This window comes from Peptostreptococcus russellii, from assembly GCF_003012055.1.
GTDB classification, from domain to species: Bacteria; Bacillota; Clostridia; order Peptostreptococcales; family Peptostreptococcaceae; genus Peptostreptococcus; species Peptostreptococcus russellii.
Genome location: NZ_JYGE01000007.1, coordinates 1 through 16,867 on the forward strand (window position 1 = coordinate 1; position 16,867 = coordinate 16,867).

Below are 16,867 nucleotides of genomic sequence, written 5' to 3' on the forward strand. Positions count from 1 at the left end.
AGCTGGGTTCAGAACGTCGTGAGACAGTTCGGTCCCTATCCGTCGCAGGCGTAGGAAATTTGCGGAGATCTGCCCCTAGTACGAGAGGACCGGGGTGGACATACCTCTGGTGTACCAGTTGTCCTGCCAAGGGCATAGCTGGGTAGCTATGTATGGAAAGAATAAGCGCTGAAAGCATCTAAGCGCGAAGTCCACTTCAAGATAAGATTTCCCACCGTAAGGTTAAGATCCCAGGAAGACTACCTGGTTGATAGGTCAAAGGTGTAAGTGCAGTAATGTATGTAGCTTATTGATACTAATAGATCGAGGACTTGACCAATAAATACGATGGACGTCAAAGTTCACTAAATATACTCAGTTTTGAAGGTATAAACTTCAATTAAATATGTGGTTATTATAGCAGAGAGGATACACCTGTTCCCATACCGAACACAGAAGTTAAGCTCTCCAGCGCCAAAGGTACTTGGTGGGAAACTGCCTGGGAGAGTAGGAAGTAGCCACGTAATAAGCTCTAGCATTTATGCTAGAGCTTTTTTTATTTCTGATACTCTTCTGATATCGAAAAAATATTGGATATATGATATTATTTAGTATAGGAAAGCTAGGGGGAGGAGGGGCTTAATTACTAAGCCAAGTTTATATATGGAAACTTCAATTTATAATAGATTAAGGGAAATAAAAGAATCGGAAATAGTTTCATTTCATATGCCAGGTCATAAATATGGTACTATATTTGAAAAATTAGGATATGGGGATATAATGAAGTCTTTGTACACATTAGATACTACAGAGATAATAGGTACCGACAATCTTCATAATCCAAAGGGGGTTATATTACAATCTCAAGAAAATGTTAGAAAAATATTATTTCCTAATTATGATGATATTGAGATAAGATATTTAGTTAATGGAAGTACATGTGGTCTACAAGCTGCTATAATGACTGCCTGTAGACCAAAGGATAAAATTATTATCAACAGAGCCTGTCATCAATCTGCATATAATGGATGTATACTAGCAGATGCGAGACCTATATTTGTAAATGAAAGAGTAAATAAAGAAAACAATATATTTTTAGGGGCGGATACAAGCGATTATATTGATCAGATTGAAAAAAATAAGGATGCAAAGGCAGTATTAATTACGAGACCAACTTATCACGGTATGAGCTTTGAAATATTGGATATAATAAAAAAGGCACATGAGTATAATATGCTTGTAATAATTGATGAAGCGCATGGAGCACATTTTGGTCTTAATCCAAAATTCCCTAAATCTGCTATAGAGTACGGTGCAGATATGGTGGTACAGAGTATACATAAGAGTTTGCCAGCAATAACTCAATGCTCAATGTTAATATTAAATGATAATATAATAGATAAAGCATATATAAGTGAATCTGAGAAAACAATAAATTACTCATCTGAAAGTTTTAAAAAACATATTGAAAAATATAATAAAAAAGAATTATATTATAGGGGTAGTAGTCCAGAATTGGGCTCTAAAAATAAAGAATATTTAGAAGAAATAGATATTGTGGAAGATATAGAAGAGCATAGAAAATCACTACATAGAAATTTGATAGATAAAAATAGGCTAAATAGAGTGTTAGCAATGATGGAAAGTTCTAGTCCTTCATATGTGATGATGATGAGTATAGAAATTGCATTTGATATTTATAAAGTTCATGGCAAAAGCTTGATGAAGGAACTTTTAAACAATATAAATGAGTTCAAAAAAGAAATGAAGTCATATGATATTTTTGAAACATCAGACCCAACAAAAATATTTATAAATACTATAAATAAGGGAATAAATGGATATGACTTTGCTAAAGTTTTAAGGTATAGATACAATATACAAGTTGAATTAGCAAATTATAGTGGAATACTGATGCTTTCAAGCCTATCAAATGATAAAAGTGATTTTGATAAAATGATATTAGCATTAGAAGAAATACGTAAAAAGAAACTTTTTGGTTTAAATTTAGATTTCTTTGATGATATGGATGATGCGACTATTAAAAATAAAAATGACGATATAAAAAGAATGACAACTAGCAAACAGGTCAAAGTAGATCTTCCAACATCTATTCCTAAGGCCGAGATAGCACCTAAGGAAGCCTTTAACATGGAGACAGAGGATATAGTTGTTGATGAATCTTTAGGGCGAATATGTGGGGAGTTTGTAATTCCATATCCACCTGGAGTATGTCTAGTAGCACCTGGGGAAGTCATTGAAAAAGAAGTAATTGAGTTTATAAAATCTGCAAATAAAATGGATGTAGATATAAATGGAATGGAAAGCGCTGAATTTAATTATATAAAAGTAGTTAAAAATAAGTAGACTGTAAAACTTTGCAAATATGATTAAATAAATTTAAAGGAAAAAATTTTAAAAAATAGAGGGGTTCAAAGTTTATGCTCCTCTATTTATTGTATTGAATTGTTGTATAATTTTTAAATATTTACTAATCATATCAATATATGATAATGTATAAGAGGGAAAATAAAAATATACAATATATAAAAATGGTATGCTAAATATAGAAAATTTAGTTACCAAAATATAATTAAGTTCAAATAAAATAAAGGAAGTTGAATAAATGATAAAATCGCTAAAAAATAAAGGGGAAATTTTTGTAATAGAGAGTGGAACGGACGGTTCAGGCAAGGCAACCCAAAGTAAACTGCTGTATGATAGATTAATAAAAGATGGCTATAAGGTGATGAAGGTAAGTTATCCGAACTATGATTCAGATTCATCTGCCTTAGTAAAGATGTATTTACGAGGAGATTTTGGAGAAAAAGCAGATGATGTAGATGCATATATAGCATCAACTTTTTATGCTGCTGATAGATATGCCTCATATAAGACAGAATGGGAAAATTTTTATCTTGATGGTGGGATTATAATAGCAGATAGGTATACAACATCTAATATGGTTCATCAAGCATCTAAAATGAATGATTCAATAGAAAGAGAAAAGTTTCTTGACTGGCTAGATGAATATGAATATGACCTATATAAAATACCTAGACCTAGTGAAGTATTCTTCCTAGATGTACCAGTAAAATTTAGTGAAGAACTGATGAAGGATAGAAAAAATAAGATTACGAATGAAGATAAGAAAGATATACATGAAAGCGATCATGGATATTTAGTAAAGACATATGAAAATTCAAAATATGTAGCAGATAAGTATAATTGGAATATAATAGAGTGTATTGATAGTAAAGAAAAAGAAATGAAGTCAGTAGAAGTGATACATGAAGAAATTTATAAGAAAGTATTAAATGCAATTAAAAATAAATAATTAAAATAGTTTATTGAAAAATGATCTAAAGAGGTATTAAATAAGAAGTATAAACTTTAAAAAATACTGCTGAGCAAAAATGTAAAGTACTAATAAAATTAAAGAATCATAAATAAAAGAACGATAAATCACTAATAAGTGCCATAAATGAAAATAGTTAGAAGTACTTAAAATGCTATAAAAAAAGTTATAGCATAAAAAGGAATAGAGAGAGTATTAGAAAGAAAAAAATACTAAAAATAAGCATAAAGGCTTAAAATAACATAAATACTAGAAACAAAAAGCTATAATACTTAAGAAGTAGGAAAAGTATTATAAATATAAAAAGTACTGAAAAATAAGCATAATAGTTTAGAGTAACTGATAAATACCAGAAACAAAAAAGCTATAATACTTAAGAAGTAGGAAAAGTATTAGAAGTACTAAAAAGTAATTATAAAGATAATTAAAAAATTGGGTTTTATTAAAATTAGAAAGAGAGAAAAAATGTTTGAAGATATTCTAGGGCAAGACAGCGTCAAAAAAAAATTAAATAGAGCAATTGAATCGAAAAAAATAACAAATGCATATATATTTAGTGGGCCAGAGGGCGTTGGTAAAAAAATGATGGCAGAAGATTTTGCAAGTAATTTAATAGGAATTGATGCTAATAACAGTCCAGACTATATATTAATTGATGCAAAGAAGGGTGAAAACTCTATTAAAATAGATCAGATAAGAAAACTAAATACAAGTATGAGCCTAAAGCCGTACAGTGATTATAAAATATATATAATTAACAACGCAGAAAAAATGACAACACAGGCTCAAAATGCACTATTAAAAACTTTAGAAGAACCTTCTAGTTATGGTATAATAATACTAATAAGCAAAAATGAAGAAAGCTTATTACAGACTATTAGATCAAGGTGTACAGAAGTGAAATTCTCTCCTTTGAATAGAAATGATATTAAAAAAATTCTAATCAATGAGGGGGTAGATGAAGATACAGCTAGCATTTCGTCTATTTTCTCTAGAGGTAGTGCTGCAATAGCCTTAGATATAAGTGCTAATCAAAATTTAAGTGACTTAAGAAAGAAAGTTGAGTCTTTCATAGAATATATGATAATAGAAAAAAATAAATTTGAGATTACGAGAATATCTGAATATATGAAAGAGTATAGTAATGATGTTCAAAGAGTTACAGAACTCTTAAAAATATACATTAGAGATGCTATTTTATATAGAGAAGGCGTTGCTAGTGAGTTATTGATCAATATAGATAGAATAAAAATAATTAGGAAGCTAGCCTTGTCTGTAAGTGTAGCCCAGTTGGGTAAGATAATGTCTATTTTAGAAGAAACAGACAAAAAACTTGCTGCCAACTGTAACTTTAATACAACTATACAGACCATGGCATTAAATATTTATGAGGTGGTTAAATAAATGGTAAAGATAGTAGGTGTAAGATTTAAAGCAGCAGGGAAGATATATTACTTTGACCCTGTAGAGATAGAATTAGAGCTTGGAGAAGATGTAATTGTAGAAACATCAAGAGGGCTTGAATACGGAATGATAGTAGTTGCCCCGAAAGAAGTAGAGGAAGAAGACCTAGTAAGTCCTTTAAAAGAAATCATTAGAATAGCAAATGATGATGATAAAATGACATATGCTGAAAATAAAGATAAGACTAAAATAGCTTTTGATATTTGCGAATCAAAAATAAAAGAGCATGAACTTGAAATGTTTCTTATAGACTGTGAATATACTTTTGATAGAAATAAGTTGATATTTTACTTTACAGCAGATGGAAGAATAGACTTTAGAGACTTGGTTAAAGATCTTGCGGCAATTTTTAAGACAAGAATAGAGCTAAGACAGATAGGTGTAAGGGATGAAGCTAAAATCCTAAACTCAATAGGACCTTGTGGAAGAGCACTTTGTTGTTCAACTTGGATAGGAGAGTTTATGCCTGTATCTATTAAGATGGCTAAAGAGCAGGGATTATCACTTAATCCAGCCAAGATATCAGGTGTCTGCGGAAGATTATTCTGTTGCTTAAAATATGAGGCTAAAGGATATTCAGATGCTATAAAGAAAATGCCAGCATCAGGTTGGATAGTAAAGGATAATTTCGATGATAGAAAGGCAAAAATACTAGAAGTAAATCACTTATTGGAATCAATAAAGGTGGAATACGAAGATAAAACGGTAGCAGTTCTATCTGAGGGAGACTATACAGTAATTAAATCTTTTAAAAAGGATAACTCAGATCATAGACATCACGCAGCAGTAGATGAAAAGTTAGATGCAGCAGATCTTAAAGAATTAAAGAAATTGGAAAAAGAAAAATAATTTCTAGAAATAGATATTAAAATAACAATAAATAAAAAACATTTAAACAGTTTGCTTCAGCGAACTGTTTAAATATTTTGAGAAAATTGTAAAAATAAACAATATGTTTAATAAAAAGTATGACTTTAAGTTAAAAAAAATTTTAAGCAAGATAGAATTTAAAATATATTTAATAGATTAGATGGAAGGTAAAATGGAAGTAAAATTATTAGAAAATGAGAGAATTGACGATTTACAATTTGAAGGGCTAAAGATAATTCAAAGTACAGATGGTTTTTGCTTTGGAATAGATGCGGTACTCTTATCAAATTTTTGTAAAGTAAAGAAAAATTCCAAGCTAATAGATTTGGGAACAGGTACAGGAATTATACCTATATTATTGGCTGGTAAAAGTAATGCAAAAGAAATTTATGCTATAGAAATACAAGATGAAGTAGCAGATATGGCAAAAAGATCAGTAAAATTAAATGATTTAGAAGACAGAGTTAAAGTTATAAATGCAGATTTGAAAGATGTAACTGATATATTTGAAAAGTATACTTTTGACGTGGTAACATCAAATCCGCCATATATGCACTCCAAAGGTTTAATAAATGAAAATGACAAAAAGGCTATTTCTAGACATAGTATAAAATGCGATGTGGAAGATGTAATCAAGGCAGCTTCTGACCTATTAAAGCCAAATGGAAGGTTTTTTATGGTAAATAGACCAAATAGACTGGTAGATATGATGTATTTTGGAAGAAAGCACAATCTAGAGGCTAAATTTGTAAGGTTTGTGCACTCAAGAGAAACAAAAGCACCAAAGCTAATTTTAGTAGAATATGCTAAATATGCAAAGGCAGAGGCGAAAATAATGGATCCTTTGTATATATATGACGATGAAAATAAATATACAAAAGATATAATGGAAATATATGAAAAGAAGAGTGTGGAGGTAAAATAATGTCAGGAAAATTATACGTATGTCCTACTCCAATAGGCAATCTTGAGGACATTACATACAGGACACTTAGAACTCTTAAAGAAGTTGACTTAATAGCTGCAGAAGATACTAGGCACACTGTAAAACTATTAAATCATTTTGAGATTAGCAAGCCCTTGACTAGCTATCATGAACACAATAAAAATTCAAAGGGATATGTATTAATAGAAGCTTTAAAAGAAGGTAAAAATATAGCTCTTGTAAGCGATGCAGGTATGCCAGGTATATCAGATCCTGGAGAAGATATTGTAAGAGAGTGTATAGAAAATTCTATAGATGTAGAGATACTTCCAGGGGCTTCAGCATTTGTAATAGCACTTGTAGGATCTGGTATAGATACAAGAAGATTTACTTTTGAAGGATTTTTAGATAGAGAAAAAAAGAAAAAGAAAAAGAGAATAGAAGAGATTAAAAATGAAAAAAATACCCTTATAATATACGAATCACCACATAGATTGAAAGAGACTTTAAAGCTTCTTAGAGAGGGTTTTGGCAATAGAAAGATAAGTCTATGTAGAGAACTAACAAAGAAACATGAGGAATATATTAGAATGGATATAGAAGGTGCAATAAAATACTATGAGGAAAATGATCCAAGAGGAGAGTATATTTTAGTTATAGAAGGCAATAAAAATGTAGAAGAAATCTTGGATGAAACTGATAAATTAGATGATAGAGAATATGTAAAATATCTTATAGATAGTGGTATGAGCAAAAAAGATGCTATTAAAAGTGTCGCAAAAAAACGTGCTTTAAAAAGAGATGTAGTATACCAGCAAGTTTTAGATTTATAGAATCTAGAGCTTAATATAGATTTGAATATAAAAATATGTTTTAAGAGTCCATATAGTTTTTATGGACTTTTTTATTTATATATTTTTTAGATTGATACATAAAATTCATTTTTTATGATAAGACTATTGAGATTTAATATGCTTAGGTATCGATTTAAAATTATAAGATAAAATAAGATAAAGGATGTATTATTTTAAAATAGATATATAAAAATAATAAATAAAAATATTTATAAAATAAATAAGTCTCTTTTTATCTGATTTTATTAAAAATTTTGAAAATAATCTTGATTAAATATTTATTATCGTATATATTTGTATTTGGGATACTCTTAAATACTAGAATTATATAATAAAATAAAAAAAAATCCTTTTAAAACAAATATAGACAATTGTATACAATGAGCAATCTACATAACAATATAAAGGAATTATGTATGTGTACTAAAAAAAAATGCCGTTAAAATAAAAACTAAAAGACAGTTGATAAAGGTCTTTATATAGCTAGTACTTTTATTAAATATAAAGATATTATAAAAAAACGACAAATAATTATAATAAAAATAGTATTTTAGATGTATTTATGATAAAATAGAAGTATATACTAGTACTTTATAATATTAAGTATTATAATATGTTCATATAAGGAGTTTTTAAATGGAACCTAACTTGACAATGTTAACTGACTTATATCAGTTGACAATGATAAATGGGTATTATAAAAAAGGTACTCATGAAGACACTGCTGTTTTCGATGTTTTTTTTAGAAAAAATGGTAGTGAGGGTGGATATACTATTATTTGTGGCGTAACAGAAGTAGTGGAATATATAAAGAGTCTTAAGTTTGAAGACTCTGATCTTGAATATCTAAGAAGTCTGAATCTTTTTGAAGAAGATTTCATACAGTTTCTAAAGGATTTCAAGTTTACTGGAGATATTTATGCGGTAGAAGATGGAACAGTGATGTTTCCTGGAGAACCTGTGATAGTGGTCAAAGCACCTCTATATCAAGCACAATTGATAGAAACTGCGATGTTATCAATAGTTAATTTTATGTCTTTGATAGCAACGAAAGCATCTAGAGTATGCAATGCAGCAAAGGGAGATCCTGTATTGGAATTTGGTCTTAGAAGGGCTCAAGGTCCACAGGCTGGACTTTATGGAGCTAAGGCAGCTGTTATAGGAGGATGCTTAGGTACATCAAATGTACTAGCAGGGAAAATGTTTGATGTTCCAATATCTGGAACTCACGCACATAGCTGGGTACAAAAGTTTGATACAGAATTGGATGCTTTTAGAGCTTATGCAGAGGTTTATCCAGATGAGTGTTTATTATTAATAGATACTTATAATGTTTTGGAAAGTGGTATTAAAAACGCACTAATTGTATTTGATGAACTTAGAGCAAAAGGTCATGAACCAGTAGGTGTAAGACTTGATTCAGGAGACTTAGCATATATTTCTAAGGAAGTAAGAAAAATATTAGATGAAGCAGGCTATCCAGATGCAAAGATTACTGCTTCAAATGATTTAGATGAATATACAATCACATCTCTTAAGCAGGAGGGTGCTGAAATCGATTCCTGGGGTGTAGGTACAAAGCTTATTACGTCTTATGATTATCCTTCTTTAGGAGGAGTGTATAAGATGGCTGCTACTTCAAACTCAAAGGGTGAGCTGGTTCCAAAAATAAAAATATCTGAAAATCCTGAAAAAATTAATAATCCAGGATTTAAAAAGGTAGTAAGAATCTATAATCCTTGTGGTAGAGCAGCAGCAGATTTGATAATGCTTAATCATGAAGAGATAGATACAACGGCTCCTATTGAGATTTTCGATCCAGTATATACTTGGAAGAGAAAGAAGATTGAACACTATGTAATAAGAGAAATGTTATCACCATTGTTTTTAGATGGTAAATGTGTAAGAGAAGAAAAGAGTGTTGAGGAAGTTAAAAAGTATACTAAGGCAGAATTAAATAGCATATGGGATCAATATAAGAGAATAAAAAATCCTCATATTTATAAAGTGGATTTATCTCAAGAATTATGGGATCTCAAGAATGATATGGTTGCCTCTAGAAGGAATGTTTAAATATATTTTATGTAAAGTAGGTGGATAAAATGACAAAAAAATCTTATGAAGAAAGAATGGATTCAACAGATGCAAAGATTATTGAAATTTTACAGGAAAACGGTAGAATTTCTATGAAGGATTTAGGTATAGCTGTAGGACTTACTTCTCCAGCAGTATCAGAAAGAGTAAAGAGACTAGAGGAGGCTGGAATAATATCTGGTTATAAGGCTATAATAAATCCAGATTCAATGGGAAGAGTAATTAAGGCATTTATAAATGTATCTCTACCAGGAACAGCTTATGAAGCATTTATAGACACAGTAAGAAATGATCCAAGAATAGTAGAGTGTCACCATATAACAGGAGACGATAGCTCTTTAATTAAGGTAATAGTGGAAAATATGGATGAACTAGAAAATGTGATAGATGGTCTTAAGGACTATGGTAGAACTAAGACTTCTGTAATACTTTCTACTCCAATTCAGGCAAAATCAATACTTTAATAATTGACTTTTGACGTGATTTATTATAAACTTGTCTTTAGCAGAGTTTAAGCTAGTTATATTGGGTTATTTAAAATGATTTTCTATTTTTACTGAGAAGGAAATATAGCATTTCTTTTAAGTGAGAAATCTAGCCTAAAATGCGAGGTAATATAGTTATTTTTAAAGTTTTATAATAAGGCGATGAAGAGAATAGATATATGTAATAAGGTCACAGAGAGTCGGATTAGCTGAGAACCGATACTGTAAAGATATTGAAGATGGACTCTGAGCCACATGTCTGAGCTAAGGTTAGGATGTGCGTATGACGCGTTAAGTCAAAGAGATATTGAGTTAGTATTTACACTGATTTCAATAATTAGGGTGGTACCGTGAATTAATACTCGCCCCTATGTTTTCATAGGGAGCGAGTTTTTTGTTATTAAATTTATTAAATATAAAATCAGGAGGAAATTATGACAAAGCCAACATTTTATGTTACAACACCTATATATTATCCAAGTGGTAAATTGCATATAGGTCACGCTTATACTACTATTGCAGCCGATGCAATAGCAAGATTTAAAAGATTCTGTGGTTATGATGTAAGATTTTTGACAGGAACAGATGAACATGGAGAAAAAATACAGAAAAAGGCACAAGAAGCTAATATGAGTGAAATAGAATTTCTAGATGCTCAGATTGCAGATATTAAAAAGTTATGGAAAAAGTTAGAAATAACAAATGATGACTTTATTAGAACAACAGAAGAGAGACACGAAAAAGCAATTCAAAAGATATTTACTAAGCTGTATGAACAGGGAGATATATACAAGGGTGAGTATGAAGGTCACTATTGCGTTCCTTGCGAAAGTTTCTGGACGGAATCTCAATTACTAGAGGGTCATAACTGCCCTGATTGTGGAAGAGAAACAGAACTTGTAAAGGAAGAATCATACTTCTTCAAGCTATCTAAGTATGAAGACAGAATAAGAGATTTATTTGAAAGTGGAACATTTATATTCCCTGAAAGTAGAAAAAATGAAATGATCAAGAATTTCCTTGATCCAGGACTAGAAGATTTATCAGTTACTAGAACCTCATTTGACTGGGGAGTAAAGGTACCTTTTGATGAAAAGCATGTAATATATGTATGGATAGATGCTCTTTGCAACTATATTACATCGATGGGATACGCAAGTGATGACGATTCAGAATACAAAAAGTATTGGCCAGCAGATGTTCATCTAGTAGCCAAGGAAATTGTAAGATTCCATACAATTATATGGCCAGCTATATTAATGGCACTAGACCTACCTCTTCCAAAGAAGGTATTTGGTCATGGTTGGATACTATTTGCTGATGATAAGATGAGTAAATCTAAGGGAAATATAGTATATCCAGGTCCAATGATAGATAGATATGGAGTAGATGCACTTAAGTATTTCTTACTTAGAGAATTCTCATTTGGACAAGATGGTAGCTATACTCATAGAAACTTTGTAAACAGAATAAACTCTGACCTTGCAAATGACCTAGGTAATCTAGTATCTAGAACTGTTTCTATGGTAGAAAAATACAATGATGGAATACTTGTAAAAAACGATGCAGGAACTGAATTTGATGAGAGCCTAATAGAAACATATAGACAAACTAGAGTGGACTTTGAAAAACATATGAATGATTTGATGTTCCACGAAGCACTTGAAAGTGTATGGAAATTAGTTAGAAGAACAAATAAATACATAGATGAAACAATGCCTTGGGCTCTTGCAAAAGATGAAGCGAATAAGGACACTTTAAATCATGTATTATACAATCTTTGTGAATCAATAAGACTAAGTGCAGCAATGTTTAGTTCTCTTTTACCTGATACTGCAAGAAAAACATTTGATCAATTAGGAATAGAAGGAAAAGAAGAACTATACAACTGGGAAAGCACAGATACTTTTGGACTACTTCCTGAAGGAACTAAGGCTCACAAGGGACAATCACTCTTCCCAAGACTAGATGTAGAAGAGGAAATAAAGACTTTGGAAGAAATGTTTGAAGAAAAAATAGATCTAGAAGAAAAAGCTTTAGAGCACAAGGAAGAAATAACTATAGATGACTTTGATAAGGTAGAAATGAGAGTTGGAAAAGTAATCAAGTGTGAAAAGCATCCTAAGGCTGATAGATTGTTAGTATCTCAGATAAAGCTAGGCTCAGAAACTAGACAGATAGTATCAGGGATAGCACAGTATTATAAGCCGGAAGAAATGGTTGGCAAAAATGTAATAGTAGTATGCAACTTAAAGCCGGTAAAACTAAGAGGTGTATTATCTCAAGGTATGGTACTTGCAGCAGGGGATGATGGAGATGATCTAGTAATTCCAGAAGCAATAGCTGCAAAGGATGGAGCTGAGGTGAGATAGATGTTGTTTGATTCTCATGCACATATCAATGATGAAAGGTTCGATGAGGATAGAGATGAAGTAATTGAGCATCTAAGAGAAAATTCAATTGATTTAGTAGTCAATCCAGGTGCAGATATGCCTTCATCTAGATCAGCAGTAGAACTAGCAAATAAGGTGGATTTTATATATTCAGCGGTAGGAGTACATCCTCATGATGTAGAGACTATGACTGATAAAGATTTGGAAGAATTAAAAAATCTAGCTAAGGAAAATGAAAAAGTAGTAGCAATAGGTGAGATAGGCCTAGATTATTATTATGATCTATCACCGAGAGAATTGCAGAAGGAATGGTTTATAAAGCAGATAGAACTTGCCAATGAATTAGGACTTCCCTTTATAGTTCACGATAGAGATGCTCATGGAGATACTTTTGATATAATCAAAAAGTACAAGGCTCCAGAGACAGGCTGTGTACTTCATTGTTATAGCGGATCTTTAGAATTAGCACTAGAGTATATAAAGATGGGATGCTATATTTCTATACCTGGAACAGTAACATTTAAGAACAACAGAAAAACTGTTGAGGTAGCAGAAAATATTCCAATTGAGTGGATGTTTATAGAAACAGATTCACCATATCTGACTCCAGTTCCATATAGAGGAAAGAGAAATGATCCTTCAAAGGTAAGGTATGTAGCTGAAAAAGTTGCAGAACTTAGAGGGATTTCATATGAAGAAGTATGTGAAATAACAAAGGAAAATGCAAAGAAGTTCTTTAATATAAAGTAGATTATTATCTATGAAATATTTAAAAATGTATTTTATTTAAATAGAAGTGACTTTCATATACTCCAAGTTTTATAAAATTTAGATATAAGTGAAAGAAATATAGTTAGTATTCAAGAAAGTGAAAGGGTATCGTATAGAATTGTACGCTACCCTTTTTTATATATTATTTCTTCTTTCTTGGATTTATATAGCCTTTAAAGTAAAATATAAGTGAGAATTTATGGGGTTTCAAGAATATAGGTGCAAAAATGTAAATAATTAAAGATAGAAGTATATATTATAAAAAGTAGATTTGAAGGAATACAAAAATATAGAATTATAATATATAAATTGGAAAGTCTAAAAATTCAAAAGATATAAATAACTATATGATTTTAAAAAAGAGATTTTTATAATAGAAAATATATAGAGCTTTTATCAGTAAGATTGAAAAAAAATAATTTAAATGCTATTCTTAGATATGAAGTTAAATTAATTGAAAAATTATATAATTGATAATTATATAATTAATGTAGATATATGATTTTATATTTTGAAAGGGAAGAGATGAAGAAGATAAAGGGAGTAATATTTGACGTTGACGGAGTAATATTTGATACAGAAAGAATATCATCGGAGTTTTGGACAAAGACTATGAAAAAACATGGATATCATATGGATAATGAAATATATTCACAGGTTATGGGTAGAAATGCAGAGGGAGTAATAAGTGGTCTAGAAGAAATTTATAAGGATCCTAATATAGATTTTAGAGCGATATCCAAAGAAAAAGTAGCAGATATGGTAGAATATCTAGATACTGGAGATATACCAGTCAAGACAGGCGTTTTTGAAATAATAGATTATCTAGAAAAAAATGATTATAAAAGGGCAGTAGCAACTTCTACTAGGAAGGAAAGAGCTAAGAAAAGGTTGGAAAAAGAGGGAATATACAAGCATATGCATGCTTTTATGTATGGTGATGAAGTGACTCACTCTAAGCCAAATCCAGAGATATTTTTGAGGGCAGCGGAAAAAATAAATTTAAAGCCTGAGGAGTGCTTGGTTATAGAGGATTCTCCTGCAGGGGTAGAAGCAGCTAGTAGAGGTGGTTTTGTGTGCATTAATGTAGTTGATATGAAGCAGCCAACTGAAGAGATGAAAAGAGATACAGTAGCAATATATGACGATCTTTTTGGGGTAATAGATTGGTTGGAAGAAAATAATAAATAGATAATAAAATTAATAGGAGGAATATATGAAAAAATTAGGATTTATAGGTGTGGGTAATATGGGAGCTGCAATGTTGGGTGGATTAATTTCTTCAGAAACTATGGCAGCTGAAAATATAATGGCTTCCGCAAGAAGTCAATCAACAATAGATCAAGTTTCTTCTGAATATGGAATTAAGACAACTTTGGACTCAAAAGAACTGAGTAGATTTTCAGATATAATAATACTGGCGTTAAAACCAAATATTATAGGGAAAGTTTTGGATGATCTAACAGAAACATTGGACAGTAAAAAACTAGTGATATCTGTAGCAGCAGGTGTAACAATTGACGAAATAGAAGATAGAATAGGTGATGATAAAAAAATCATAAGAGCAATGCCCAATACGCCTGCCCTTGTAGGAGAAGCAATGTCATCACTGTCTCCAAATTCAAAGGTTAATGATGAAGACATAGAGTTGGCTAAGAAAATTTTCAATTCATTTGGCAAAACTCAAGTAGTAGAAGAGTCATTGATAGATGCGGTTATTGGTGTTAGTGGATCTTCACCAGCCTATATATTTATGGTTATAGAAGCTATGGCAGACGCGGCGGTTCTTAGTGGTATGCCAAGAGCACAAGCATATGAATTTGCAGCTCAGTCTGTATATGGGGCAGCTAAAATGGTTTTGGAAACAAAGATGCATCCAGGAGAGCTAAAGGATATGGTATGCTCTCCAGCTGGAACAACAATTAAAGCTGTAGATGTACTTGAAGAAAATGGTCTAAGAGGAACTATTATAAAGGGGCAGTTAGCTTGTGTTGAAAAATCAAAAGAGATGACAAAGAAGAAATAGGTGATATAACTATGAAAATAATGATTGTGGAAGATGATGAGATAATAGCAAAGGCTATGGAAAGTGAATTAAAGCATTGGGGATATGAGGTTTACTGTGCTAAAGATTTAAGTGATGTAGTGTCTGAGTTTAAAAAATTTAACCCACAACTAGTACTTTTAGATATAATGTTACCCTACTTTAATGGATATTATTGGTGTCAGGAAATAAGAAAGCTATCAAATGTGCCTATAATATTTATATCATCTAAGAGTGAAAATATGGATATTGTAATGGCTATGCAGTTTGGTGGAGATGACTATATTACAAAACCTATCAATATGGACGTTACAATAGCAAAGATACAGGCTCTTCTTAGGAGAAGCTACAATTTCACAAATGAAATAAACTTTATTGCCTTTGGAAAAGTTCAATTATTTTTGGCAGAGGCCAAGATAAAGTATGAGGATGAAGAAATTATTCTAACTAGAACAGAAACCTTAATAGCAGAAGTTCTTTTTAGGGAGCAGGGGTCTGTGGCATCTAGAGAAAAAATAATGGACAAGTGTTGGCAGAGTGATAATTTTATAGATGACAATACTCTTGCTGTCAATATAGCAAGATTTAGAAAAAAATTATCCTCTATAGATTTAGATGGCTTTATCCAGACTAAAAAGGGATTGGGATATTATTTGAACAAGGAAGGTGCTTGGTTTGAATAGGCTTATGGAAGTATTAAAAAAAGAAGGAAAATATATAGCTGCGACAATATTTTCAATGATAGTATTTTGGCTTGTATTTATTATGGCAAATTTGGATAAAAGTTATCTTTATTTAGCTTTTCAAATAATACTACTAATATTAGTTATATATATTATAATTTCTTATTTTTTATATAAAAAAGAATTGAGCTCAAAAGAAAAATTAGAAGAGCTTCAATTAGAAAATATAGCACTTAAAAATAAAGTTATAGAAAATAAAAAATATACTCAGGAATACTTTTTAATGTGGATACATCAAATAAAAACTCCAATAACAGCTGCTAATTTATTGATAGATATGGATGAAATAGATGAAGCAGCGATTAAAAAGCAACTCTTCTATATAGAAGACTATACTAATATGGCCTTAACTTTTCTTAAAATATCTGATCCAGAAGCAGACATGGACATTACAAGTGTTGAATTAGACAAGGTTATAAGACCTATTCTTAAGAAGTTTTCTATAATATTTATATCAAATAGAATAACACTTGAATATGAAGGTATAGAAGATGAAGTTCTTACAGATGCGAAATGGCTGAGTATATTGATAGAGCAGATTATATCAAATGCGATTAAATATTCTGTGGGTGGAAAGGTATCTATAATATATCATAAAGAAAGAAATTCCCTAGAAATAAAAGATACGGGAATAGGTATCAGATCAGAAGATATACCGAAGATATTTGATAGGGGATATTCTGGATTTAATGGAAGGTTGAATCAAAAATCTAGTGGAATAGGCTTATTTCTTGCAAAAGAGATTGCATCTAAACTTTCGATTAAGATTGAGCTTGAGTCACAGCTAGGTGAAGGGAGTTCCTTTTTTATAAATTTTGGAAGAAAAGATATAAATATAAAACTATAAAATATATTTCATTTTTACTTTTAAGCGATATATTTATTCT

Annotated in this window: 14 protein-coding genes, 2 rRNA genes and 1 other annotated feature; all 16 genes read left to right on the forward strand. The window is 30.7% G+C overall.

Features of this window, described 5'->3' with window-relative positions:
• Positions 1-319 (forward strand): 23S ribosomal RNA (locus tag UF10_RS07895); the annotation flags it as partial.
• Between the two features lie 67 nt (positions 320-386).
• Positions 387-503, forward strand: a 5S ribosomal RNA gene (gene rrf, locus UF10_RS07900).
• A gap of 139 nt (positions 504-642) precedes the next feature.
• Positions 643-2,346 (forward strand): aminotransferase class I/II-fold pyridoxal phosphate-dependent enzyme, encoded by a 1,704-nt coding sequence (locus UF10_RS07905; protein WP_106777263.1) that lies wholly within the window; start codon positions 643-645, stop codon positions 2,344-2,346.
• 259 nt (positions 2,347-2,605) lie between these two features.
• The gene (locus UF10_RS07910; RefSeq protein WP_106777264.1) at positions 2,606-3,316 is read left to right on the forward strand and encodes a dTMP kinase; all 711 of its coding nucleotides are present in this window, start codon (positions 2,606-2,608) and stop codon (positions 3,314-3,316) included.
• Positions 3,317-3,802: 486 nt separating this feature from the next.
• The gene (locus tag UF10_RS07915) at positions 3,803-4,741 is read left to right on the forward strand and encodes a DNA polymerase III subunit (RefSeq protein ID WP_106777265.1); all 939 of its coding nucleotides are present in this window, start codon (positions 3,803-3,805) and stop codon (positions 4,739-4,741) included.
• Complete coding sequence (locus tag UF10_RS07920) at positions 4,742-5,650, forward strand: PSP1 domain-containing protein (RefSeq protein ID WP_106777266.1); 909 nt, start codon at positions 4,742-4,744, stop codon at positions 5,648-5,650.
• Positions 5,651-5,843: 193 nt separating this feature from the next.
• Positions 5,844-6,596 (forward strand): tRNA1(Val) (adenine(37)-N6)-methyltransferase, encoded by a 753-nt coding sequence (locus UF10_RS07925; protein WP_106777267.1) that lies wholly within the window; start codon positions 5,844-5,846, stop codon positions 6,594-6,596.
• The gene (rsmI, locus tag UF10_RS07930; protein ID WP_106777268.1) at positions 6,596-7,429 is read left to right on the forward strand and encodes a 16S rRNA (cytidine(1402)-2'-O)-methyltransferase; all 834 of its coding nucleotides are present in this window, start codon (positions 6,596-6,598) and stop codon (positions 7,427-7,429) included. The genes UF10_RS07925 and rsmI overlap by 1 nt, the downstream gene beginning before the upstream one ends.
• 657 nt (positions 7,430-8,086) lie before the next feature.
• Positions 8,087-9,523: a nicotinate phosphoribosyltransferase gene (locus UF10_RS07935; protein ID WP_106777269.1), complete on the forward strand. Its 1,437-nt coding sequence runs from the start codon at positions 8,087-8,089 to the stop codon at positions 9,521-9,523.
• A gap of 56 nt (positions 9,524-9,579) precedes the next feature.
• Entirely contained in the window at positions 9,580-10,008 is a 429-nt protein-coding gene (locus UF10_RS07940) for an Lrp/AsnC family transcriptional regulator (RefSeq protein ID WP_106777469.1), read from the forward strand.
• A 174-nt stretch (positions 10,009-10,182) separates the two neighbouring features.
• Positions 10,183-10,402, forward strand: a binding site (T-box leader).
• Positions 10,403-10,463: 61 nt separating this feature from the next.
• The gene (gene metG / locus UF10_RS07945; RefSeq protein WP_207654586.1) at positions 10,464-12,401 is read left to right on the forward strand and encodes a methionine--tRNA ligase; all 1,938 of its coding nucleotides are present in this window, start codon (positions 10,464-10,466) and stop codon (positions 12,399-12,401) included.
• Entirely contained in the window at positions 12,402-13,172 is a 771-nt protein-coding gene (locus tag UF10_RS07950) for a TatD family hydrolase (RefSeq protein WP_106777271.1), read from the forward strand.
• Positions 13,173-13,718: 546 nt separating this feature from the next.
• A complete protein-coding gene (locus UF10_RS07955; RefSeq protein ID WP_106777272.1) occupies positions 13,719-14,384 on the forward strand; it encodes an HAD family hydrolase in 666 nt (221 codons plus the stop codon).
• 25 nt (positions 14,385-14,409) lie between these two features.
• On the forward strand, positions 14,410-15,219 hold the full coding sequence (gene proC, locus UF10_RS07960) for a pyrroline-5-carboxylate reductase (RefSeq protein ID WP_106777273.1): 810 nt from the start codon (positions 14,410-14,412) through the stop codon (positions 15,217-15,219).
• 11 nt (positions 15,220-15,230) lie between these two features.
• The gene (locus UF10_RS07965) at positions 15,231-15,920 is read left to right on the forward strand and encodes a response regulator transcription factor (RefSeq protein ID WP_106777274.1); all 690 of its coding nucleotides are present in this window, start codon (positions 15,231-15,233) and stop codon (positions 15,918-15,920) included.
• A 4-nt stretch (positions 15,921-15,924) separates the two neighbouring features.
• Complete coding sequence (locus UF10_RS07970) at positions 15,925-16,827, forward strand: sensor histidine kinase (protein ID WP_106777470.1); 903 nt, start codon at positions 15,925-15,927, stop codon at positions 16,825-16,827.
• Positions 16,828-16,867: the final 40 nt, after the last annotated feature.